Annotated in this window: 22 protein-coding genes; 20 read left to right on the top strand and 2 right to left on the bottom strand. The window is 42.5% G+C overall.

The window, feature by feature from the left end:
- The first annotated feature begins 219 nt into the window (after positions 1-219).
- The 7 genes from ACXQIQ_RS00720 (at position 220) to spo0A (ending at position 8,546) form a co-directional block, all read left to right on the top strand.
- Positions 220-837 carry a hypothetical protein gene (locus ACXQIQ_RS00720; RefSeq protein WP_439300650.1) on the top strand — a complete coding sequence of 206 codons (618 nt, stop codon included), beginning with the start codon at positions 220-222 and terminating at the stop codon, positions 835-837.
- 9 nt (positions 838-846) lie between these two features.
- Positions 847-2,739, top strand: coding sequence for a 1-deoxy-D-xylulose-5-phosphate synthase (gene dxs / locus ACXQIQ_RS00725; RefSeq protein WP_439300649.1), 1,893 nt, complete (start codon positions 847-849; stop codon positions 2,737-2,739).
- Positions 2,739-3,572, top strand: a complete 834-nt coding sequence (locus ACXQIQ_RS00730; RefSeq protein ID WP_439301965.1) for a TlyA family RNA methyltransferase — start codon at positions 2,739-2,741, stop codon at positions 3,570-3,572. The genes dxs and ACXQIQ_RS00730 overlap by 1 nt, the downstream gene beginning before the upstream one ends.
- Before the next feature lie 166 nt (positions 3,573-3,738).
- Positions 3,739-4,188, top strand: coding sequence for a transcriptional regulator AhrC/ArgR (gene ahrC, locus ACXQIQ_RS00735; protein WP_439301964.1), 450 nt, complete (start codon positions 3,739-3,741; stop codon positions 4,186-4,188).
- Positions 4,189-4,210: 22 nt separating this feature from the next.
- On the top strand, positions 4,211-5,938 hold the full coding sequence (gene recN / locus ACXQIQ_RS00740; RefSeq protein WP_439300648.1) for a DNA repair protein RecN: 1,728 nt from the start codon (positions 4,211-4,213) through the stop codon (positions 5,936-5,938).
- Between the two features lie 123 nt (positions 5,939-6,061).
- Positions 6,062-7,375: a SpoIVB peptidase gene (gene spoIVB, locus ACXQIQ_RS00745; RefSeq protein WP_439300647.1), complete on the top strand. Its 1,314-nt coding sequence runs from the start codon at positions 6,062-6,064 to the stop codon at positions 7,373-7,375.
- A 373-nt stretch (positions 7,376-7,748) separates the two neighbouring features.
- On the top strand, positions 7,749-8,546 hold the full coding sequence (gene spo0A / locus ACXQIQ_RS00750) for a sporulation transcription factor Spo0A (protein ID WP_439300646.1): 798 nt from the start codon (positions 7,749-7,751) through the stop codon (positions 8,544-8,546).
- Between the two features lie 75 nt (positions 8,547-8,621).
- Here the strand turns inward: spo0A and yvfG are convergent, their stop codons facing one another.
- Positions 8,622-8,831, bottom strand: a complete 210-nt coding sequence (gene yvfG / locus ACXQIQ_RS00755; protein ID WP_439300645.1) for a protein YvfG — start codon at positions 8,829-8,831, stop codon at positions 8,622-8,624.
- Positions 8,831-9,079, bottom strand: a complete 249-nt coding sequence (locus tag ACXQIQ_RS00760) for a DUF2627 family protein (RefSeq protein ID WP_439300644.1) — start codon at positions 9,077-9,079, stop codon at positions 8,831-8,833. Before ACXQIQ_RS00760 ends, yvfG begins: the two co-directional genes overlap by 1 nt.
- A gap of 133 nt (positions 9,080-9,212) precedes the next feature.
- On the opposite strand from ACXQIQ_RS00760, the gene ACXQIQ_RS00765 reads away from it, so the two are divergent.
- The 13 genes from ACXQIQ_RS00765 (at position 9,213) to ACXQIQ_RS00825 (ending at position 23,108) form a co-directional block, all read left to right on the top strand.
- A complete protein-coding gene (locus ACXQIQ_RS00765; RefSeq protein ID WP_439300643.1) occupies positions 9,213-11,261 on the top strand; it encodes a sigma 54-interacting transcriptional regulator in 2,049 nt (682 codons plus the stop codon).
- 153 nt (positions 11,262-11,414) lie between these two features.
- A complete protein-coding gene (gene yqiS / locus ACXQIQ_RS00770; RefSeq protein ID WP_439300642.1) occupies positions 11,415-12,308 on the top strand; it encodes a phosphate butyryltransferase in 894 nt (297 codons plus the stop codon).
- Positions 12,309-12,369: 61 nt separating this feature from the next.
- Complete coding sequence (gene bcd, locus ACXQIQ_RS00775; protein WP_439300641.1) at positions 12,370-13,473, top strand: branched-chain amino acid dehydrogenase; 1,104 nt, start codon at positions 12,370-12,372, stop codon at positions 13,471-13,473.
- Between the two features lie 108 nt (positions 13,474-13,581).
- Positions 13,582-14,700: a butyrate kinase gene (buk, locus tag ACXQIQ_RS00780; RefSeq protein ID WP_439300640.1), complete on the top strand. Its 1,119-nt coding sequence runs from the start codon at positions 13,582-13,584 to the stop codon at positions 14,698-14,700.
- 17 nt (positions 14,701-14,717) lie between these two features.
- Positions 14,718-16,139, top strand: a complete 1,422-nt coding sequence (gene lpdA / locus ACXQIQ_RS00785; protein WP_439300639.1) for a dihydrolipoyl dehydrogenase — start codon at positions 14,718-14,720, stop codon at positions 16,137-16,139.
- Positions 16,140-16,166: 27 nt separating this feature from the next.
- Positions 16,167-17,159: a thiamine pyrophosphate-dependent dehydrogenase E1 component subunit alpha gene (locus tag ACXQIQ_RS00790; RefSeq protein WP_439300638.1), complete on the top strand. Its 993-nt coding sequence runs from the start codon at positions 16,167-16,169 to the stop codon at positions 17,157-17,159.
- A 12-nt stretch (positions 17,160-17,171) separates the two neighbouring features.
- On the top strand, positions 17,172-18,155 hold the full coding sequence (locus ACXQIQ_RS00795; protein WP_439300637.1) for an alpha-ketoacid dehydrogenase subunit beta: 984 nt from the start codon (positions 17,172-17,174) through the stop codon (positions 18,153-18,155).
- Positions 18,156-18,175: 20 nt separating this feature from the next.
- Positions 18,176-19,516 (top strand): dihydrolipoamide acetyltransferase family protein, encoded by a 1,341-nt coding sequence (locus tag ACXQIQ_RS00800; protein ID WP_439300636.1) that lies wholly within the window; start codon positions 18,176-18,178, stop codon positions 19,514-19,516.
- Positions 19,517-19,745: 229 nt separating this feature from the next.
- Complete coding sequence (locus ACXQIQ_RS00805; RefSeq protein WP_439300635.1) at positions 19,746-20,786, top strand: serine hydrolase domain-containing protein; 1,041 nt, start codon at positions 19,746-19,748, stop codon at positions 20,784-20,786.
- A gap of 156 nt (positions 20,787-20,942) precedes the next feature.
- Positions 20,943-21,374: a GNAT family N-acetyltransferase gene (locus ACXQIQ_RS00810; protein ID WP_439300634.1), complete on the top strand. Its 432-nt coding sequence runs from the start codon at positions 20,943-20,945 to the stop codon at positions 21,372-21,374.
- 74 nt (positions 21,375-21,448) lie between these two features.
- On the top strand, positions 21,449-22,015 hold the full coding sequence (locus ACXQIQ_RS00815; RefSeq protein WP_439300633.1) for a hypothetical protein: 567 nt from the start codon (positions 21,449-21,451) through the stop codon (positions 22,013-22,015).
- Positions 22,016-22,183: 168 nt separating this feature from the next.
- Entirely contained in the window at positions 22,184-22,855 is a 672-nt protein-coding gene (locus ACXQIQ_RS00820) for a 5'-methylthioadenosine/S-adenosylhomocysteine nucleosidase family protein (protein WP_439300632.1), read from the top strand.
- Between the two features lie 103 nt (positions 22,856-22,958).
- Positions 22,959-23,108, top strand: coding sequence for a hypothetical protein (locus ACXQIQ_RS00825; protein WP_439300631.1), 150 nt, complete (start codon positions 22,959-22,961; stop codon positions 23,106-23,108).
- Positions 23,109-23,114 lie beyond the last annotated feature (6 nt).

Consider the following 23,114-nt stretch of genomic DNA (forward strand, 5'->3'; position numbering starts at 1 on the left):
CTACTGGACCTAAGCCGCAGTGTTTACTCACTGAATGACCACTCCACCATACATATCCAATAAAATGTTCAAAAGAGATGGACAATCCATCAACCTTTTGAACACTTTTATTATATGATGTTATATCATCAAAAAAATTAGTTGCCGTCCATCTGGTTACCAACTACCGGACTTAGGGTAAGGGACTAGAGCGGCTGTTTGAGGGATTAAGGAGCATACATGAATAAAGTTCTAACGAAATCATTAAAATGGAGTTCTGGAATTGCCGTTATCACGCTAGTGTTAGCGGCTATTTTTTCAATTGTCTCAACATTGCTCATCGAAGGTGTCGTATGGGCGATCGGAGTTATGATTGTATTTTTAATCGTGCTTATCGGTATTGTATTTGATATTATAGGGGTTGCAGCAACTGCAGCAGATGAAGTACCATTCCATGCTATGGCCTCAGAAAAGATCAATGGCTCACGACAATCGATTACGATCTGTCGGAATGCCGACCGTGTGGCAAGCTTTTGTAATGACGTGATCGGGGATATTTCTGGTATAATTAGCGGGACTGCATCCGCTGCGGTCATCGTACAACTTGCACGAACATTTGGCGGAGATGATGCCTCCGCATTTCAATATACCGTTTCGATTGTGTTCACAAGTGTAGTAGCTGCACTTACTGTTGGCGGGAAAGCTCTCGGCAAATCATTTGCCATACATTTTTCTACTTCCATCATTTTTCAGGTCGGGAGATTAATCTACTTCTTTGAGGAAAGATTAAAGTTAAAGAAATTTGTTCCTCAACAACCCGCTTCAAACAAGTTAAAGCGCAATACGAAAGGAAAGTGAGGATGTTCCATGGATTTGGAATCAATCAAGGACCCTAAATTTCTACAACAACTGGATGTTGACCAGCTAGAAGAACTGGCTGCTGAAATCCGTACTTTTTTAATTGAGAAAATTTCAAAAACAGGTGGACATCTCGGGCCGAATTTAGGCGTGGTTGAATTAACGTTGGTTCTACATAAATTATTCGAAAGCCCGAAAGACAAGTTCATTTGGGATGTAGGACATCAAGCATACGTACACAAAATTTTGACGGGTCGAGCAGACAAGTTCGATACATTAAAACAATACAAAGGTCTATGTGGATTCCCTAAAATGTCTGAAAGTGAACATGACGTCTGGGAGACAGGACACAGTTCCACTTCACTTTCTGCTGCCATGGGTATGGCGACAGCACGTGATCTGAAAGGGACGGATGACGAGGTCGTTGCAATCATCGGCGATGGCGCGTTGACCGGTGGAATGGCGCTTGAAGCATTGAACCATATCGGACATGAACAGAAAGATCTTATTGTCATTTTGAACGACAATGAAATGTCCATCGCGCCGAATGTCGGTGCGCTACACAATGTATTGGGACGTCTGCGCACCGCTGGTAAATACAAACGCGTCAAAGAAGAATTCGAATCGTTATTGAAGAAAGTGCCTGCAGGAGGCCGATTGGCTTCGACGGCTGAACGATTGAAAGATTGCTTGAAGTACTTGCTTGTGTCCGGAATCTTTTTCGAGGAATTAGGATTCACATATCTTGGACCTGTAGATGGACACAGTATTGATGATCTTACGGAAAACATCAAATATGCGAAAAAGACAAAAGGACCTGTCCTCGTACACGTTCTTACCCAAAAAGGAAAAGGATACAAGCCTGCTGAAACCGATGCAATCGGTACATGGCATGGACCTGGCCCTTATAAAATCGAATCAGGGGACTTCATCAAGCCTACTGTTGCTGGACCTAGTTACAGCAAAGTGGTCAGTGAGACGTTACGTACGGTTGCACGGAAAGATGAGCGTCTAGTCGTTCTCACACCAGCAATGACGGTAGGATCGAAACTAGAAGCATTCGGAGAAGAGTTCCCGGATCGTTTGTATGACGTAGGAATTGCGGAACAGCATGCAACAACGATGGCAGCAGGACTTGCCACTCAAGACATGAAGCCTGTGCTTTCCATCTATTCAACATTCCTCCAACGGGCATACGATCAACTTGTTCATGATGTTTGCCGACAGAACCTGAATGTTGTTTTCACTGTAGACCGTTCTGGATTGGTTGGTTCTGATGGTGAAACGCATCAAGGCGTATTCGATATCGCTTTCTTGCGACACTTACCGAATATGGTCGTTTTGAACCCGAAAGATGAAAACGAATTGCAGCATATGGTTTATACAGCTACTGAATATGACGCTGGACCGATTGCCGTCCGTTTCCCAAGAGGTACAGGTCTTGGCATTCCGATGGATGAAAAACTCAAGAAGATTGAAATCGGCACATGGGAAGTTTTGAAAGAAGGAAAAGACATTGCGATCCTTGCAGTCGGGACAATGATTCCAGTCGCTATGCAGGCTGCTGAACATCTGAAATCGCAAGGCGTTTCCGCAAGTGTCATTAATGCACGTTCGATCAAACCTCTTGATAACGGTATGATTACTGAACTCGTCACGAAGCGAATTCCGATTTTGACGATGGAGGAAGGTATCCTTCAAGGTGGATTTGGAAGTGCCGTACTTGAGTTTGTCCATGACATGGGAATACATGATGCGGTCATCGATCGGATGGGTATTCCAGACCGTTTCATCGAGCATGGAAGTGTCTCTAAGCTTCTTGAAGAAATCAACCTCACTCCTGAGGGAGTCGTGGAACGCGTATTTGAAATGATTCCGAAGAAACAACAGAGGGCTTACTGATTATGAAAAAGAAAGAACGGCTTGATATTCTCCTCGTCGATCGCGGGTTGATCGAAACGAGGGAGAAAGCCAAGCGAGCAATAATGGCAGGGCTTGTCTTCTCAGAACACGAACGCATGGACAAGCCTGGTCAGAAAGTGGATATTACAATTCCGATTGAACTGAAAGGGAATCCGATTCCTTATGTCAGTCGGGGCGGCTTGAAATTAGAGAAGGCGTTGAAATCATTTGATTTTGATGTAAATGAGAAGATCATGATCGACATCGGATCCTCTACAGGAGGATTCACCGATTGTGCCCTTCAGAATGGTGTTCAATTCGTTTATGCACTCGATGTCGGCTACAACCAGCTAGCCTGGAAACTCCGGAATGATGAACGCGTAAAAGTGATGGAACGGACCAATTTTCGTTACTCCAAGCCTGAAGACTTTGACAAAGGTCTTCCACAGGTAGCGACGATTGACGTATCCTTCATTTCCTTGAAACTGATTTTACCTGTCCTGAAAGAAATTTTGGTTCACGGCGGACAAGTCATCGCCCTAGTGAAACCACAATTTGAAGCAGGCCGTGAGGAAGTCGGTAAGAAGGGCATCATTCGTGATAAAAAAGTTCACCAGTCTGTACTCGAGAAGATCATTGAATTCAGTCACCAAACAGGCTATAACATTTTGAATTGTACACATTCACCGATAAGAGGTGGTGAAGGGAACATCGAGTTCCTTTTACACTTGGAAAAACCTCAGTTGAATGAGGAGGCTTCCATCATATGGACCGGAAAGCCGGAATCGGTCGTGAAGGAAGCACATGAATCTTATAAAAATGACGAAAGATAACGGAAACCACATCCGTTATCTTTTTTTGCTTGTAATAAGGGGTAGCTCTATATACAGCGGTATACATGTTTATTCACCATATACGTGTACAATTAGACAGGATTCGTTTATGATAAGCATATATACGCGTGAAAATGTAGAAAGCACCTTGTGGAGTGATACGATGATGAATAAAGGGCAACGCCATATTAAAATAAGAGAGATCATTACGAATTTTGACATCGATACCCAGGACGAGCTCGTCGAGCGCTTGAAAAATGCTGGATTCAATGTCACGCAAGCGACAGTCTCCCGAGATATTAAAGAACTGCATCTTGTTAAGGTTCCGATGCAAGATGGACGATATAAATATAGTCTGCCAGCGGATCAACGGTTCAATCCTTTACAGAAGTTGAAGCGAACGTTGACGGACAGCTTCATCAATATCGATCATACCGACCACCTCATCGTCATGAAGACGTTACCAGGAAACGCGAATGCGGTTGGGGCGTTGATTGATAACTTGGACTGGGAAGAAATCATGGGGACGATTTGCGGTGATGATACGATTTTGATTATTTGTCGTTCTCCTGAAGACAGTCCACTTGTCACACGACAATTTTTAGATATGCTATAGAACGTACTGTAGGAGGGAAATTATGCTTGCGGAATTATCCATACGAAATTTTGCGATTATAGAACAAGTCACCGTTCCCTTTGAAGAAGGTTTAACTGTTTTGACAGGTGAAACTGGCGCAGGTAAGTCGATCATCATCGATGCGATCGGCTTGTTGATCGGTGGTCGCGGCTCTTCAGAGTATGTGCGACACGAAACGGACCGGGCAGAAATCGAAGGTCTTTTTTACATACCAGAAACACATCCGGTCACACAGAAAACCCAAGAACAGGGCATTGAGGTTTCAGATGGAATGGTCGTTCTGAAGCGTCACATTACGAGCTCTGGCAAAAGTATTTGCCGTATCAACGGAAAGCTTGTTACATTGGCGATCTTACGAGAGATCGGTCAATCGCTCATCGATATTCACGGTCAGCACGAGCATCAATTCCTGTTACAAAGCGATAAACACCTGCACCTGTTGGATCAATACCACTCAAGTGACTTGAAACGGACGAAGCAAGAATATCAGCAATTATATAAACGATTTATAGATACACAAAAACAGTTGAAGCAATTGACGGAAAACGAGCAAGAAATGGCGCATCGAATTGATCTGATCCAGTATCAGCTTGAGGAAATCGACAAGGCGAACCTGCAGCCGAATGAAGATGAAGAATTAATGGAGGAAAAACAACGGCTCAGTAATTTTGAAAAGTTGTTCCAGTCCGTCCAGGACGCTTACAGCGCGTTGTATGGTGAGGGAAAAGGCGTCGACGTTCTTGGGCTTGCAATGAGTCATTTGGAAGATGTATCTGATTATGATGAATCCTTGAAACCGATTCAGGAAACTGTCACGAATGCTTATTACGCATTAGAAGACGCTTCTCACCAGCTTCGGGATTATGTTGATACGATGGAGTTCGATCCAGAGCGGCTGACGTTCATTGAAGATCGTTTGCATGAAATCAATACACTCAAGCGAAAATACGGAAATTCTGTAGAAGAGATTTTGGAATACAGTTCACGGATTGAAGAAGAGCTCGATACGATTACGAACAAAGATGATCGCATCCGGAAGTACGAAGATGAGTTAAACGAAATCGGAAAAGATCTGTATTTAGAAGCGAAGCAATTGAGTAAGCTAAGAAAGAAAGCTGCTAAAGATCTTGAGAAGAAAATCCATCGCGAGTTGAAGGATCTTTATATGGCGAAAACGACTTTTGAAGTATCGTTTGAACCTGCAAGCAGTTCTTCGACTGTTGGTGTTGAAATCGATGGAAACTACATTCAATTCGGAAAAAATGGTATGGATGATGTGGAGTTCCTTATTTCCACCAATCCAGGAGAACCTTTGAAACCGTTGGTCAAAATCGCATCTGGTGGAGAGCTCTCGAGGATTATCCTTGCTTTGAAAGCGATCTTCTCGAATGAGCAGGAAGTTGCCTCGATCATTTTTGATGAAGTTGATACGGGAGTGAGCGGTCGAGTCGCACAAGCGATTGCTGAAAAGATCCAGAAGCTGTCGGCTGGCTCACAAGTCCTTTGCATCACGCATTTGCCACAGGTTGCTGCAATGGCAGACCGTCATCTTTATATCCAGAAAAAAGTAAAAGGCGATCGAACGTTGACGCTTGTGAAGCCTTTGCCATTTGAAGAAAAGGTGAAAGAAATCGCTCGAATGATTTCCGGCGTCGAAATTACTGACCTGACAAAGCAACATGCTAAAGAAATGATTCAATTCGCTGATGAAGTAAAAATTACATCATGAAAAGCTATCCATTTAAGGGTAGCTTTTTCTTTTCACTCTTGGTTATAGAAACATCCTCTAAAGGTAAAATTATAAATGCAACCATAAAAAAGTTGTAGGGTAAGGAATGAGGAGAGTGACTGAATGAAAAGAGTGAAAATCAGACAATTAGTCGGCATTCTTCTCCTTGGATTCCTCATAAGCTTGGGTTTCATTAAGCCTATTCAGGACTATCTCAGTATCCCAACTGATATAACCGTGTTCCAGGGAGAGAGATTAACGATAGATCAGAAACACCCAAAAGCTACACTGCATTCTTCCGATCAAGAAGAATCCATATTGTCGATTGGTAATATCGAAAACAATCCTCAATCCTTTTCAATAGAAGCGAATCAAGATGGTAACGCAGAGGTTACCATGCAAGTCTCCAATTTACCTGTCAAGAAAATGAATGTGAAAGTACTTCCTGAATTCAAAGTCATCCCGGGAGGGCAAAATATCGGGGTTCGCTTGAACACAGTCGGAGTATTGGTGGTCGGACACCATCTCGTCGGAACGTCTAACGGTGACGTGTCCCCAGGGGAAAAAGCAGGTATCCAAGTCGGAGACATCATCACAGAAATCAATGGTAAATCCATTCAAAAAATGAGTGAGATCGGTCCTTTCGTAAAGCGAAGCGGTGAATCCCATCAATCACTCGATCTGAAGATCATCCGTAATAAACAGACATTGCACAAGAAATTAACTCCTGTAAAGGATAAGTCGGATTCCAGTTTTCGTATCGGATTGTACATCCGTGATTCTGCAGCAGGCGTTGGAACGATGACGTTCTACCACCCTGATTCAGGCAAATACGGAGCACTCGGACATGTCATCTCTGATATGGATACGAAAAAACCGATTGTCGTGAACGATGGTCAGATCATTGGATCCACCGTTACCTCCATTGAAAAGGGGACGCACGGACGACCAGGTGAGAAGTTAGCCCGATTTAATGATGGTGAAAAGATCCTCGGCAGTATTTTCAAGAACACGCAATATGGTATCTTCGGTAAGCTGAAAGAGCCAATGCGAAATGGAATCATGGATAAAGCACTTCCGATCAAGCTTTCACACGAAGTGAAAGAAGGACCAGCTGAAATATTGACCGTTGTAAAAGGTGAAGAGGTCAAAAAGTACGACGTGGAAATCGTCAGTTCAGTGCCACAGAAATTCCCAGCCACGAAAGGTCTCGTCGTGAAAATTACAGATCCGGATCTACTGGAAGCTACAGGCGGAATCGTGCAAGGTATGAGTGGAAGCCCAATCATCCAGGATGGAAAAGTCATCGGTGCAGTCACGCATGTATTTGTCAACGATCCGACAAGCGGATATGGGGTGCACATCGAATGGATGCTGAGCGAAGCAGGCATCAATATATACGAACGAAATAGAAATGGCGACAAGGTGGCGAGCTGAACGAGCTCGCCTTTTTGTTATTGGCAGAGGGGATGTTGGAGTTGCTAGTAGAGCGAGAAGCTCATTCGCACCCCGCAAGAGAAGTTCAACTCGAATCCACACGACCTACTGAATCTCACCAAAAAATCCCCCATATTATTTTTGTCTCGGAAGTTGTGACAACATCTGATATAATAAATATAAAGAAAATTCGACAAAGAACACGAAAATCCGATATGTCAAATTGTGATTTAGGTCGAAATTTCGAGGAAAATGAAGGATGTAAAAGATTGAGATATTTTATGATAAAAATATTAAATAATTAAAGGAATTATGAAATTCATGTGGAAATCTTACATACAAGGGTTAGAAAAGATGTGAGGAGGAACATCAATTGCAAAATATTAAAGTGTGTTTGGCAGATGATAACAGAGAGTTAGTGGGGCTTCTTGATGAGTATATTTCTAGTCAGGATGATATGGAAGTTGTAGGTGTCGCTTATAACGGTAAGGAATGTCTGGAGCTTTTGGAAGAGGAGACGCCTGATGTTCTTGTATTGGATATTATCATGCCACATTTAGACGGTCTGGCTGTTCTTGAGAATATGCACGACTTGAACTTGAGTTCGAAACCGAATGTCATCATGTTGACAGCGTTTGGTCAAGAGGACGTTACGTCGAAAGCAGTTGAATTAGGGGCATCATACTTTATTCTTAAACCTTTTGATATGGAAAACTTAACGAACCAAATCCGTCAGATCAGTGGAGCCAAGAAATCATTTGTCAAATCTTCTTCAAATACATCTTCATCTCGTTCTTACACGAAAGAGTACAAGCCGAAGAATTTGGATGCAAGCATTACGAGCATCATCCATGAAATCGGAGTACCTGCACATATTAAAGGTTACATGTACTTACGCGAAGCGATTACAATGGTTTACAACGACATCGAATTGCTCGGATCAATCACGAAGGTCCTTTATCCTGATATCGCGAAGAAATTCAATACGACAGCATCCCGTGTCGAGCGTGCCATCCGTCATGCAATTGAAGTGGCATGGAGCCGAGGCAACATCGACTCGATCTCCAATCTGTTCGGCTACACAGTGAGCATGTCGAAAGCAAAGCCGACGAACTCAGAGTTCATCGCGATGGTTGCGGACAAGCTGCGCATTGAACATAAAGCAGGCTGAAGAGCAAATAAGTGAATACAAAAATAAAGCATCCTTGCTGGGGTTACCCAGACAGGATGCTTTTTGTTTTTACAATTATGATGATCGCACATTCTGATAAGCCGTATTCAGATTACGGATCCGTTTGACGACCTCTGAATTTTTGTTGATGTTATCATTCACGAGCGTGGAAACCATGGAAACATAATAGCTGTTCATCGCTTGTTGCTTATTGAAAACATCCTCGTTTTGCTCCGCATAAGCACGGAAATTTTCCTCGAAAAATGGTACGCTGAATTGCTCCATTATGAATTGCCTCCCTTTTTACGAAATCTGGGTTGAACATTGTTCCTCTTACGATCACGGTAAAAGATGAAGCCACCCACGAATCCGAATCCCACAATGAACAAAAGGATTCCTGCGATCAATTCAATAAGAAAATTCGGGAACGGTGAGTGAACGATTCCGAAGAGGGAGTCTCTGATCAGTTTGATGCCGATGACTCCACCGATTCCTGGTATTACTAATATGAGAAGTGCCATTATTCTTGTCATTTCAATCATCCTTTTCTCGGTCTTCATTGTACCTATTTTAGGGATTTCTGTCTATAAGTTTGCGAAGAGACCCAACTAACGGTAAAATGAAAGGTGTGAAAAATATTGCATGGTAAAAACTAGGGTGTAGATGATGAAAAATGTCATAATTATAGGCGCGCAAAAAGTAGGTACGGCATTGGTGAAAATGATCGAAAAATCCAATGCGCTCAAATTGGTCGCTGTGATCGATCCGGAAGAGCAAGCCCCAGCCATTCAGCTTGCTCAAAGTAAAGGGATCCGCACAGCAACGGATTGGAAAAAGATCATTGATTCACCGATTGATGTCGTGATTGAAACAACTGGAAAGGAAGAGATTTTTTCATCTCTTCAAGAAGTGAAAGACCGAAAATGGGTGATCATTCCTCCATCTGTCGCTGTATTGATATCCAATCTGATGGAAGAGCAAGAAAACCTGATCAATCAATTATCAAGTCAGTCTAGACAACAAGACTTGGTGCTAAGCTCCTCTCACGATGGCATGATTGCAATCGACCAAAACCGTAAAATCACCATCATGAACAAAAGTGCACGAATGATGACAGGTCTCCAAAGCGTGTCAGCGATCGGAAGAGAAATCACTGAACTAATTCCGAACAGTGAATTACCCCGGATTTTAGATACTGGAAAGACAGAAGTCAATAAAGAGCAAGTGCTGGACAACGACAGAAAAATCATCACGACAAGAACGCCGATGATCGATGATAACGGAAAAATCATCGGAGCGTTTGCGGTCTTCAAAGACATCACCGAAGTCGTTGAAATGGCCGAAGAAGTGACAAGCTTGAAAAGTGTCCAAACGATGCTGGAAGCGATTATCCACTCTTCAGAAGAAGCGATTACGGTCGTGGATGAAGAGGGGAAAGGTCTCATCGTCAATCCAGCTTATACGAGACTGACTGGTCTGAAATCAGAAGACATATACGGAAAACCGGCAACGACGGATATTTCTGAAGGAGAGAGCATGCATATGAGGGTGCTCCGAACTCGGAAACCTGTCCGAGGCGTACGGCTCAAGGTCGGTCCGAACCGTCGGGATGTAATCGTAAATGTAGCACCTGTCATCGTAGATGGAAAGTTGAAAGGCAGTGTCGGTGTCATCCACGACATGTCCGAGATCCAGTCGTTGACTGCCGAATTGCAAAGAGCACGACAAATCATTCGTACATTGGAAGCGAAGTACACATTCTCGGATATCATCGGCGACTCGAAGGAAATGCAGTTCGCCATCGATCAAGCGAAGCTTGGTGCAACCACGCCTGCAACAGTGCTATTACGCGGAGAATCCGGTACGGGTAAGGAATTGTTCGCTCATGCTATACATAACAGCAGCAATCTGAAATACAACAAATTCGTACGAGTGAATTGCGCTGCCATATCTGAATCCCTTCTGGAAAGCGAATTGTTCGGCTATGAAGAAGGTGCCTTTTCTGGTGCTCGTAAAGGTGGAAAACGGGGGCTTTTTGAAGAAGCAAACGGTGGCAGCATATTTTTAGATGAAATCGGGGAATTATCAAGCGATACACAAGCCAAGCTATTAAGGGTATTGCAAGAAAACGAAATCATCCGTGTCGGTGGAACGAAAGCAATCCCGATCAATGTCCGGGTCATAGCAGCAACGAATGTCAATTTGGAGAAAAGAATAATCGATGGTTCGTTTAGGGAAGATTTATATTATCGAATCAATCGATTACCGATCTTCATACCGCCACTGAGAGAACGGAAAGAAGACCTGGGCAAATTATGCAACCATCTGATCCAGAAGCTGAACCAGGATTACGGGCGGAATATCGAGGGCATAACAGAGGCTGCGATCAACTATTTAGAAGGCTATGATTGGCCGGGTAACGTAAGGGAATTGGAGAATGTGCTAGGGCGTGCAATCATCCATCTTTCTTTCCATGAATCTTGGATTGATGTTCATTCCATACCACCACTTACTTCCAAGATAGGTGTGAAAAATCAAGCTTCCCATACCCCCATTAATAACCGATCGCTCCAAGAGCAGGTTGAGCATTTCGAGGAGAACTTAATCCGTTCAACGTTAGCTCAATGTAACGGGAATAAAACGAAAACAGCACGAACCCTTGAGTTATCTTTGAGGAATTTATATTACAAAATTGATAAATACAACATTGAATAACATTGCATGCAAATTATTTCATACCATGAAAACATTTGCATGGAACAAATCGACAAAAACGACTTTAAATCAGCGTTTTTAAACTTGGCATGAATCTTGCATTTAATAATAGGCGGGGTACAAGAAAATTTGTGAAGGGGTTGAACATAGGTCATGCAATTAGAACAAATCATCCAAGAAGCAACCCAGTTACCTAATAAAACTGTTGCTGTAGCTGCTGCAGAAGATCATGAAGTGATTCAGGCAGTCAAAATGGCATTAGGGAAACAGTTGGCATCCTTCCAATTGTTTGGAGACGAAGATAAAATCAAGTCCCTTCTTCATGAAGAAGGACTAGAAGGCTCTGATCATTTGAAGGTTGTTGATTGTCAATCAGCTGAGGAAGCAGCTTCAAAAGCTGTCCAAGCCGTCAGCAGTGGAGATGCAGATGTCCTCATGAAAGGAATGGTTTCCACATCCACGATTCTGAAGGCAGTATTGAATAAGGAATACGGCCTCCGCACTGGAAAAGTGTTGTCCCATGTGGCGGCATTTGAAGTGGACGGTTTCGACCGACTCATTTTTGTCACGGATGCGGCGATGAACATCGCGCCCGATCTACAACAGAAAGCAGACATCATTCAAAACGCGGTAGATGTAGCGACAAGGATTGGTGTCAGCACACCGAAAGTCGCTCCGATTACAGCAGTAGAGGTTGTGAACCCGAACATGGTGGCGACACTTGATGCGGCAGCTTTAAGCCAAATGAACAAACGCGGCCAAATCAAAGGGTGTGTAGTAGATGGTCCACTTGCACTCGATAATGCCGTTTCTATGGAAGCAGCTTCACACAAAGGTGTAGGTGGAGAGGTTGCTGGACAAGCAGACATTCTGCTCGTTCCGAACATTGAAACTGGAAATGCACTTTATAAGTCATTGATCTACTTTGCGAAAGCAAAAGTAGGAGCTGTCATCGCTGGAGCAAAAGCACCGATCGTATTGACTTCACGTGCTGACAGTGCTGAAAGCAAGCTGCATTCGATTGCACTTGCCGTTCGTTCAGTTTAACAGGTCAAGTTAATGACCTTCATTAATAGATAGATTTGATTATCCCAAGGAGGAATTTATAATGGAAATTTTCAAGTATATGGAGACATACGATTACGAGCAACTGGTGATTTGTCAGGACAAACAATCTGGATTGAAAGCAATCATCTGTATTCACGATACAACATTAGGTCCTGCACTTGGTGGTACAAGAATGTGGACATACGAAAACGAAGACGCTGCAATTGAAGATGCACTTCGTCTTGCGAAAGGTATGACTTATAAAAACGCAGCAGCAGGTCTGAACCTTGGTGGCGGTAAGACAGTTATCATCGGCGATCCACGTACGGATAAGAACGAAGAAATGTTCCGTGCATTCGGACGTTACATCCAAGGATTGAACGGTCGCTACATAACGGCTGAGGACGTTGGTACGACAGTAGCGGATATGGATCTGATCCGTCAGGAAACTGAATTCGTAACAGGTGTATCCCCTGCATTCGGTTCTTCCGGTAACCCATCTCCTGTAACAGCTTATGGCGTATATCGCGGAATGAAAGCTGCAGCGAAGGAAGCATTCGGTACGGATTCGCTAGAAGGAAAAGTCATCGCAGTACAAGGTGTTGGAAACGTTGCTTATAACATGTGTAAACACCTACACGAAGAAGGCGCACAATTGATCGTGACAGACATCAATAAAGAAGCGGTTCAACGTGCGGTAGACGAATTTGGAGCAAAAGCAGTTGATACAGAAGACATCTACTCAGTAGATTGCGACATCTATGCACCATGTGCACTTGGAGCGACAATCAACGACGAAACGATTCCACAATTGAAAGCGAAAGTCATCGCAGGTGCAGCGAACAACCAATTGAAAGACACGAAGCACGGTGACCAAATTCATGAAATGGGTATCGCGTATGCACCAGACTATGTCATCAACGCTGGTGGAGTCATCAACGTAGCGGATGAATTGAACGGTTACAACCATGACCGCGCAATGAAGAAAGTAGAATTGATCTACGACAACATCGCACGTGTATTTGAAATCTCCAAGCGAGACAACATCCCGACATATCTAGCTGCGGACCGTCTTGCTGAAGAACGTATTGAGCGCAACAAGAACTCTAGAAGCCAATTCTTGTTGAACGACCGACACATCCTATCACAACGTCTCGGTCAATAATTTAAAAGTATCAAGAAACTCTATCTTCTAGGCTCTTCCTGTTAAATCCTAAGATTAAGGGGAGCATAGGAGTGGAGATGAAAAAAATGAATCATTATAGAGTCATCAATGGAGGGTTCCGTTTTGCAACAAAGAGAATATCGATTACTGGTAATTAATCCTGGGTCCACATCAACCAAGATCGGAATATTTGATGATGAACGCTCCGTGTTTGAAAAAACCATTCGACACGACAGCGAAGAAATCAAAGCTTTCGAACACATCATCGATCAATATGAGTTCCGTAAAAATGTCATATTGGAAACATTGGATCACGAAGGTATCAATGTTTCTAAATTAAGTGCGGTCGTCGGCCGTGGTGGCCTCCTTCGTCCAATCGAGGGCGGAACATATGATGTCAATGACATGATGCTCGAAGACCTCCGAAAGGGATACTCTGGGGAGCATGCCTCAAACCTCGGTGGAATCATCGCTTTTGAGATTGCCCAGGGGTTAAACATTCCGTCATACATCGTAGACCCTGTCGTTGTTGACGAATTGGCACCGCTGGCACGAGTTTCTGGTGTCCCTGAGATTGAACGGAAAAGTATTTTCCATGCACTGAATCAAAAGGCGGTTGCCCGAAGAGTAGCGAAACAATTGGGTAGACCATATGAAGAGTTGCGCCTCATTGTGACCCACATGGGTGGAGGAATCACAGTAGGTGTTCATGAACAAGGCAAAGTCATCGATGTAAACAACGGACTTCACGGGGAAGGACCATTTTCACCGGAAAGAGCAGGTACAGTCCCTGTTGGAGATCTCGTTTCCATGTGCTTTTCAGGAGAGTACTATGCTGAGGAAATTATGAAAAAACTAGTTGGTAACGCTGGATTTGTTGGTTACCTCGGAACGAACGATGCCGTTGAAGTCGAGAAGCGGATTGAAGAAGGCGATGAGAAAGCGAAGTTGGTCTATGATGCAATGGCGTATCAAGTCGCGAAAGAAATCGGTGCGGCAAGTGCCGTTTTACATGGTAAAGTCGATGCCATCGTTTTGACGGGTGGACTTGCTTACGGAAAAGAATTCGTGAACTTGATTACAGAGCGCATTGAATGGATCAGCGACGTTATCGTACAACCGGGTGAGAATGAACTACAAGCTCTTGCTGAAGGTGGACTGCGTGTCCTACGCGGCGAAGAAGAGCCGAAAGTGTACCCGAATCAACCAGTCAAACAGAGCATTTAACGAAAGGGGAATGAATCATGGCTGAGAATTATGATCTCGTCATCCTCGGTGGAGGAACAGGCGGATATGTAGCAGCGATTCGAGCATCCCAGCTTGGATTATCCGTTGCGATTGTAGAAAAAGGTAAGCTAGGCGGAACGTGCCTACATAAAGGATGTATCCCGAGTAAAGCATTACTTCGAAGTGCAGAAGTCTTTGCTACAGCGAAAAAAGGTGAAGAATTCGGAGTCATCGCGAAAGACGTTGCTCTTAACTTCGAAAGAGTCCAACAACGTAAACAAGGTATCATCGATCAGCTCCATAAGGGTGTCCAACACCTGATGAAAAAAGGGAAAATCGATGTATTCGAAGGTCATGGACGAATTCTAGGACCATCCATCTTTTCTCCGATGCCAGGAGCCGTTTCTGTCGAGTTCAACAACGGAGATGAAAACGTGATCCTCGTACCGAAGAACCTTCTCGTATCTACAGGTTCACGTCCAAGAACATTGCCTGGACTTGAAGTTGATGGAGACCTCGTGATGACTTCTGACGAAGCATTGGAGCTTCAAGAGCTTCCATCTTCCATCATCATCGTCGGGGGTGGCGTCATCGGGATCGAGTGGGCTTCCATGTTCATCGATTTCGGATTAGACGTAACGGTTTTAGAATACGCAGATCGTATCGTACCGACAGAAGACAAGGAAATCTCGAAAGAAGCGACGCGCATCTTGAAGAAGAAGGGTGTCAACATCGTCACTGGCGCGAAAGTATTGCCTGAAACACTTGAAAAAGGTGAAGGCGTTACAATCAAGGCAGAACATAAAGGAGAAGAAAAATCCTTCTCTGCTGATAAATTGCTCGTGTCTGTTGGACGTCAGCCGAACGTTGAAGACATCGGTCTTCAAAACACAGAAATCCAAGTGGAAAAAGGTGCAATCCAAGTAAACGAATACTTCCAGACGAAGGACTCCCACATTTATGCAATCGGAGATGTCATCGGTGGATTGCAATTGGCACATGTTGCGTCCCATGAAGGGATTGCAGCTGTTGAGCACATGACTGAGAACAATCCACATCCAATGGATTATACAACGATTTCAAAATGTATCTACTCAAACCCTGAAATGGCAAGTGTCGGTTTGACAGAAGATGAAGCAAAAGAACAAGGATACGACGTGAAAGTCGGTAAGTTCTCTTTCAAAGGAATCGGTAAAGCGCTTGTTTACGGTCAATCCGATGGTTTCGTCAAATTGATTGCCGATAAAGAAACCAATGACCTTTTAGGTGTCCATATGATCGGACCGCATGTAACGGATATGATTTCCGAAGCTGGTCTAGCGAAAGTATTAGATGCAACACCTTGGGAAATCGCTCACTCTGTCCATCCTCACCCGACTCTATCAGAAGTCATCGGGGAAGCTGCACTCGCTGTTGATGGGAAAGCGATTCATAACTAAAGGAAGACTCTTAAGGAGGGTAATGTGATGGCCGAAAATCGTCATGAAAGATTAGGTTTATCTGATGAAGATGTATTGAAAATGTATGAAACGATGTTAATGGCTAGAAAGATCGATGAAAGAATGTGGCTCTTGAACCGTGCTGGTAAAATTCCATTTGTCATCTCTTGTCAAGGACAAGAGGCAGCTCAAGTTGGTGCTGCGATGGCATTGGATAAAGAAAAGGATTATGTCCTTCCATACTACCGTGATATGGGCGTTGTTCTTCACTTCGGTATGACTGCACGTGACTTGATGCTTTCAGGATTTGCGAAAGCGGAAGATCCGAACTCTGGCGGTCGTCAAATGCCAGGTCACTTCGGTCAAAAGAAGAACCGCATTGTTACTGGATCTTCTCCAGTTACAACACAAGTGGGACATGCTGTCGGTATTGCGTTAGCAGGTAAGATGGAAGGCAAAGACCTTGTGACGTTCACAACATTCGGTGAAGGTTCATCCAACCAAGGTGATTTCCACGAATCTGCCAACTTTGCGGGAGTACATAAGCTTCCGGTCATCTTCATGTGTGAAAACAATAAGTACGCAATCTCTATTCCGGTTTCCAAGCAATTGGCTTGTGAAAAAGTATCCGACCGTGCAATCGGTTATGGAATGCCAGGTGTGACGGTTGATGGAAACGACCCACTTGCAGTCTATGAGGCAGTGAAAGAAGCGGCTGACCGTGGACGTCGTGGTGAAGGTCCATCCTTGATTGAAACCGTTTCTTACCGTCTGACTCCTCACTCCAGTGATGATGACGACCGTGCTTATCGTGAGCGTGAAGAGGTTGAGGAAGCGAAACAGAAAGACGCTTTGATCACTTTCAAGAAATACCTCGAGGAAATGGGGATTTTAACGGAAGAAAAGGCGAAAGAACTCACTGAACGCATTGATAAAGAAGTGGACGAAGCGACGGATTATGCTGAAGAAGCACCGTATGCTGACGCTGAAAGTGCGCTCAAATACGTGTATGCGGAATAGGGGGACGAACATATGCCAGTAATTTCTTATATAGATGCAGTAACCCAAGCTTTACGTGAAGAAATGGAACGTGACAACAAAGTATTCGTACTTGGAGAAGACGTCGGTGTGCGAGGCGGAGTATTCCGTGCCACTGCAGGTCTTCATGAACAATTCGGTGAAGATCGTGTCATCGATACACCACTCGCAGAATCTGCGATTGCTGGAGTTGGTATCGGAGCTGCAATGTACGGTATGCGTCCAGTTGCTGAGATGCAATTTGCGGACTTCATCATGCCTGCAGTGAACCAGATCGTTTCGGAAGCAGCGAAAATCCGCTACCGTTCCAACAACGATTGGCACTGCCCGTTGACAATCCGTGCGCCATACGGTGGGGGAGTTCACGGTGCGCTTTATCACTCTCAGTCCGTTGAAGCACTTTTTGCGAATATACCAGGTTTGAAGATCGTCATGCCTTCAACACCTTATGATGTAAAAGGATTATTGAAAGCGGCAATCCGTGACGACGATCCTGTCTTATTCTTCGAGCACAAGCGTGCTTACCGTCTGATTAAGGGAGAAGTTCCGGAAGACGATTACACACTACCGATCGGAAAAGCGGATGTGAAACGTGAAGGTGAAGACATTACCGTCATCACTTACGGATTGGCTGTCCACTTTGCACTTCAAGCAGCTGAAAAGCTTGAAAAAGACGGCTATTCTGCACACGTGCTTGACCTTCGTACCGTTTATCCATTGGATAAAGAAGCGATCATCGAGGCAGCTTCCAAGACAGGTAAAGTATTGCTCGTAACAGAAGACAACAAAGAAGGAAGCATCGTGAGTGAAGTTTCTGCCATCATTGCAGAGAACTGCCTATTCGAATTGGATGCACCAATCCAACGTCTTGCTGGACCAGACGTACCGGCAATGCCTTATGCACCAACTATGGAAAAACACTTCATGATCAACCCAGATAAAGTTGAAAAAGCGATGCGTGATCTAGCAGAATTTTAATCTCCAAGGAGGGAAACAAAATGGCAACAGAAAAAATAACCATGCCCCAGCTTGGTGAGAGTGTAACAGAAGGTACCATCAGTAAGTGGCTCGTTCAAGTTGGAGACGAAGTAAAAAAGTATGATCCAATTGCGGAAGTTATGACTGATAAAGTAAACGCAGAAATCCCTTCATCCTACACAGGTACAATCAAGGAACTTGTTGCAGGAGAAGGAGATACGCTTGAAGTAGGAGAGCTCGTCTGCTACATCGAAACAGAAGGCGGAGCGGGTGCTGAAGCGAAGGAAGAGGCTCCTGTAGAAGCTGATCCAGTAGAAGATGCTTCTGCTGAAGATGCACCTAAAGAACAAGCACCTCAGAAAGAAAAGCCGAAGCAACCGAAAAACGGTAAAGTCCGTTATTCTCCGGCTGTTATGATGCTCGCTCAAGAGCACGACATCGACCTTGAGCAAGTCGAAGGTTCTGGCCGCGAAGGACGTATTACTCGTAAAGACCTTCAGAAGTTGATTGAATCGGGTAACATTCCGAAGGCTGGCGACAAGCCGAAGGAAGAGGCAGCTCCTGCACCAGAAAAAGCAGCAGCACCACAAGCGGAAGCTCCAGCAGCTGCTGCAGCATCCAAGCCAGCTTCTAAACCGATGAACATCCCGGTAGAACCAGGTGATGTCGAGATTCCTATAAGCGGCGTCCGTCGTGCGATTGCTGACAACATGGTCCGCAGTAAGCATGAAGCACCACACGCATGGATGATGATGGAAGTCGACGTAACGAACCTTGTGGAATATCGAAACAGTGTGAAAGGCGACTTCAAATCGAAAGAAGGATACAACATCACATTCCTTCCTTTCTTCATCAAAGCTGTCGTTGAAGCACTGAAAGAATTCCCTATGATCAACTCCATGTGGGCAGGCGACAAGATCGTACAGAAGAAAGACATCAACATCTCAATTGCGGTTGCTACGGATGATTCTCTCTTCGTTCCAGTCATCAAGAATGCGGATGAGAAGAGCATCAAGGGTATTGCACGTGAAGTGAATGACTTGGCGACTAAAGTCCGCACTGGAAAACTTTCCGGTGACGACATGAAGGGCGGAACATTTACAGTGAACAACACGGGTTCATTCGGTTCCATCCAATCTACGCCGATCATCAACTACCCGCAAGCAGCGATCCTATCGGTTGAATCGATCGTGAAACGACCAGTGGTCATGGATAATGGCATGATTGCCGTACGTGACATGGTAAACCTCTGTATGTCACTCGACCACCGTGTACTCGACGGATTGATCTGTGGAAGATTCCTTTCCCGCGTCAAAGAAATCGTCGAAAACACAACGAAAGACAACACAAGCATCTATTAATAACTTAAAGCAGCGCAAGCGAATCCTCGCTTGCGCTTTTCTTATGGATTAATATTTTTGTACTCGAGATCATATGTTACAATTTAGTTATAATTATCAGAATTTACCAAATGAGCAACCTAGTTTATTCAGTAAACGTTCAGAATTCATACATAAGTCAAATAAAGTAGATCCCTCCTAAGAACCATTCATACCCTTTCTTTTATAAAAAATATATGGAGGTTTTAAATTGATAAAATCAATCAACGATTTCAACATTGATGACATTACGTCCAATGCTGTGTCAAAAAAGAACATTTTTGGATCAGTAATATGTGTTGAAAAAGGTGATGGCTCATTATCTCTAATAAGTAGTGCTGGTAACTTAACAGTAGAACAACCCTACTTCATAGCAAGTGTAACGAAATTATACGTTACAGCTGTCTTATTAGAATTAAGAGCTGAAAAGCAACTTCAGTTAGATGATAAAATATCAAGATACCTCTCAGATGATATTCTTCATCAACTCCATGTCTTTAAAAATGTTGATTACTCCAATGAAATTACAATTAAACAATTAATGTCAAATACATCAGGAATTCCAGATTATTTTTCTTCTGAAGTCGTTTCTGAACTAACAGCAGGAAAAGATCAAGAATGGGGCTTTCATAGAACGATTGCTCACGCAAAACGGAAGACTCCTAAATTTGCACCTGGAAAGAAGGCCCAATACTCCGATACAAACTTTCAGCTTTTAGGAAAAATTATTGAAATCGTAACGGATAAAGACATACGTACGGTCTTCAAAGAGCGAATTTTTAACGAATTAAGTTTAGGAAATACGTATTTGTATGAAGATGTAAACGATTCAGGACCAGCTCATTTATATTACAAAGATAAGAAACTGCATTTGCCGGTTTATATATCGTCTATTGGACCTGAAGGTGGTATTGTCTCCACAGCAGAAGATACAATGATTTTTTTAAAAGCTTTTTTTAATGGGCGCTTTTTTCCAAAAAAAGATTTTGAAGAGCTTAAAAGCTGGAGAATCCTTTTTGGTCCCGGATTATTTTATTATGGAGTTGGGATAGCGAGTCAGCCGATTTCATTAGTAGAGCTAAAAGAAGGGTTGATTGGACACTGGGGTCAATCTGGTGCATTTGCATTTTATCACCCTAAAACGGATCTATATTTTACTGGCACAGTTAATCAGTTTGTCGGACATAGAGTTGCAGCGAAACTAATGCTGGATATCATAAAAACCTACAAAAAAGAATATAAAAACAGGTGAACTTGTATTAAGTTTTTCACTTTTGACGTACATGTTTTAGATAATACTATATGAATACTGACTTTTATTTCATCTATTTTAATAACAGGGTTTTAGAATTCCATAGGTAAACTCCGTGATAGAAGGGCTAAGGTGAATTCATTAATGGAGGTATGTATGAAAGTTAGGGAAGCTACAAAAGAAGATGCGCTACAAATGGTCTCTTTAATGGAACAACTTGGTTACCCAACCACATTAGAACAATTTGAACCGAGGTTTGAAAAGATTTTTTCGCATACATGCTATCATACATTAGTTGCAGAGTTTGAGGATCATCTTGTTGGAATGGCAGGATTATGTACTAATTTGTTCTACGAATACGATGGTTCTTATGTTCGAATTGTAGCTTTTGTTGTTGATTCAAATTACAGAAGGAAAGGCATAGGAAAAAAGTTGATGAAAGAAATCGAAAGTTGGGCAAGAGACCAAGGTGTTAATGCAATAGCTTTAAATAGTGGAAATCGTAAAGAGAGAAAGGATGCACACCAATTTTATTTAAGTATGGGCTTTGAGGCTCAAAGTATTGGATACGGTAAGGCTCTTACTTAACTAATTCAGCTAATTAATAGAATATCATTTGTTATTGCGTAAACGGGGGCTATTCTTAAAATAGGGGAATAGCTTTGTATAAATTTATTGCGGTAGGGTTGAAGGTTAGGGTAGGAGGGAGTTCTATTTTAGAATTTTTGTATGTTTTAACGTTAGTGACCCTTATTTTAGGGCCAATGTTTGTGTTGATCCATGAATTAGGTCACGTTTTACCTGTTTATTCTCAATCAGAAAAAGTATACATACAATTAGGAATACCTTATAAAGGTTTGTCTAGGCGTATGATCATAACGTTAGGAAAGATAAGGTTTAAGATATTTCCCCTTATATTAATTAACGGCAGTTTCACTATATCTAACTGGAATCAATTTTCTAAGAAATATAAAATTGCAAGCTTATTATCCGGTCCTATAATTACACTTGTGATGCTCGTAATTACAATTACTTTTTTTTTATTAGATTTAAAAGACTTAAATGTTTTTATAGATTATTTAATATTTGCAAGTTCTGTTTTTTTATTTTGGGAATTAATCTTCACGGCTATTCCAATGGTGTATTCTAGAAGATTTGGCCAATTCTACGATTCCCGAGAAAGTGATGGACTCCAGGTTCTAAAATTGATTAGTCGAAAGGGAGGATAACAGGCAGGTCCCTTATTGTGCTTACCAAGCAGGTTAGGAAAAAAGGATACTTACATATCAATAACAATTTTTGTTGAATCGAGGAAAGAAGAATAGGCATAAACATGAAATTCTGACCATGTATAGACATTTTAAAGTGACTAATTAAATTTGTAGGGTGATCAGTCGATGATAGGAATAAGCATAGCAACGAAGTGGGAATACGAAGCAACATTGAAATACTATAGCATAAAAGATAACGAACGTATCGATTACCCATTTGGCGAGTATTTTATAAGAACAATTAATGATGCCGAACTGGTTTTTTATAGTACAGGTGTAAGAAAAGTAAATGGTGTTGGTGGTAATCAGTATATGATTTCTAGTTTTAATTTAACTAAAGTTATCGTTGCTGGAACTTGTGCAGGAATAGATGATAAGTTCAGTAATTTAGATATTTTTGTACCCGATAAAGCCGTTCAATATGATTGCACAGTAAAAGAAATTGAGCCTCTTATTAAAAAATCCTTCATAGTCGATATTGCTCTATCAAAATATGGAGATGATTTTTATACTGGAACAATTGCCACCGCTGATAAAGCAGTTGTTATGTGGAAGGACTATTTAGAACTTAAAGAAAACGAAATAACAATAGCCGATACAGAAGCGAGTGCAATTGCTTATATCTGTAAGAAGAATGATGTTGAATGTATTATTATAAAAGGGATATCTGACTTTCCAACGGAAGAAAGTAACTCTGATCAATTCGAATCGAACATTGAACAAATTAATGTTTATTTAGAAAACACCCCCAAAGTTATGAACAAAATATTTGGCGAATATTTAAATAGATTTATATAAATAAATTGGTTAATAGAAAGGTTAATATTGCTGACCTTATTCAACAAACGAGGCGATTTTCTTAGAAGTGTTCGCTCTATTATATGAAAGGTGGTTTTTATTCTTGGCAATTATATTTCTATTATTAGGAGCGATAATGCTATTTGGTATAATTTATTATGGAGTAAGAATGGGGATTGATAGCTCTGAAACTAGTATCTATATTAAAAAAATACACGATCTTCTTGAAGAACAGAAAAACAAAGAGTCTTGATTTGTT

It is taken from the genome of Pseudalkalibacillus sp. Hm43 (assembly GCF_054170705.1).

Bases quoted from the DNA above. Each gene is read 5' to 3' on its own strand.
- ACXQIQ_RS00720 (WP_439300650.1), top strand. From the start codon at position 220: ATGAATAAAGTTCTAACGAAATCATTAAAATGGAGTTCTGGAATTGCC.
- dxs (WP_439300649.1), top strand. From the start codon at position 847: ATGGATTTGGAATCAATCAAGGACCCTAAATTTCTACAACAACTGGAT.
- ahrC (WP_439301964.1), top strand. From the start codon at position 3,739: ATGAATAAAGGGCAACGCCATATTAAAATAAGAGAGATCATTACGAAT.
- recN (WP_439300648.1), top strand. From the start codon at position 4,211: ATGCTTGCGGAATTATCCATACGAAATTTTGCGATTATAGAACAAGTC.
- spoIVB (WP_439300647.1), top strand. From the start codon at position 6,062: ATGAAAAGAGTGAAAATCAGACAATTAGTCGGCATTCTTCTCCTTGGA.
- yvfG (WP_439300645.1), bottom strand. From the start codon at position 8,831: ATGGAGCAATTCAGCGTACCATTTTTCGAGGAAAATTTCCGTGCTTAT.
- ACXQIQ_RS00760 (WP_439300644.1), bottom strand. From the start codon at position 9,079: ATGACAAGAATAATGGCACTTCTCATATTAGTAATACCAGGAATCGGT.
- ACXQIQ_RS00765 (WP_439300643.1), top strand. From the start codon at position 9,213: ATGAAAAATGTCATAATTATAGGCGCGCAAAAAGTAGGTACGGCATTG.
- yqiS (WP_439300642.1), top strand. From the start codon at position 11,415: ATGCAATTAGAACAAATCATCCAAGAAGCAACCCAGTTACCTAATAAA.
- bcd (WP_439300641.1), top strand. From the start codon at position 12,370: ATGGAAATTTTCAAGTATATGGAGACATACGATTACGAGCAACTGGTG.
- buk (WP_439300640.1), top strand. From the start codon at position 13,582: ATGGAGGGTTCCGTTTTGCAACAAAGAGAATATCGATTACTGGTAATT.
- lpdA (WP_439300639.1), top strand. From the start codon at position 14,718: ATGGCTGAGAATTATGATCTCGTCATCCTCGGTGGAGGAACAGGCGGA.
- ACXQIQ_RS00790 (WP_439300638.1), top strand. From the start codon at position 16,167: ATGGCCGAAAATCGTCATGAAAGATTAGGTTTATCTGATGAAGATGTA.
- ACXQIQ_RS00795 (WP_439300637.1), top strand. From the start codon at position 17,172: ATGCCAGTAATTTCTTATATAGATGCAGTAACCCAAGCTTTACGTGAA.
- ACXQIQ_RS00800 (WP_439300636.1), top strand. From the start codon at position 18,176: ATGGCAACAGAAAAAATAACCATGCCCCAGCTTGGTGAGAGTGTAACA.
- ACXQIQ_RS00810 (WP_439300634.1), top strand. From the start codon at position 20,943: ATGAAAGTTAGGGAAGCTACAAAAGAAGATGCGCTACAAATGGTCTCT.
- ACXQIQ_RS00820 (WP_439300632.1), top strand. From the start codon at position 22,184: ATGATAGGAATAAGCATAGCAACGAAGTGGGAATACGAAGCAACATTG.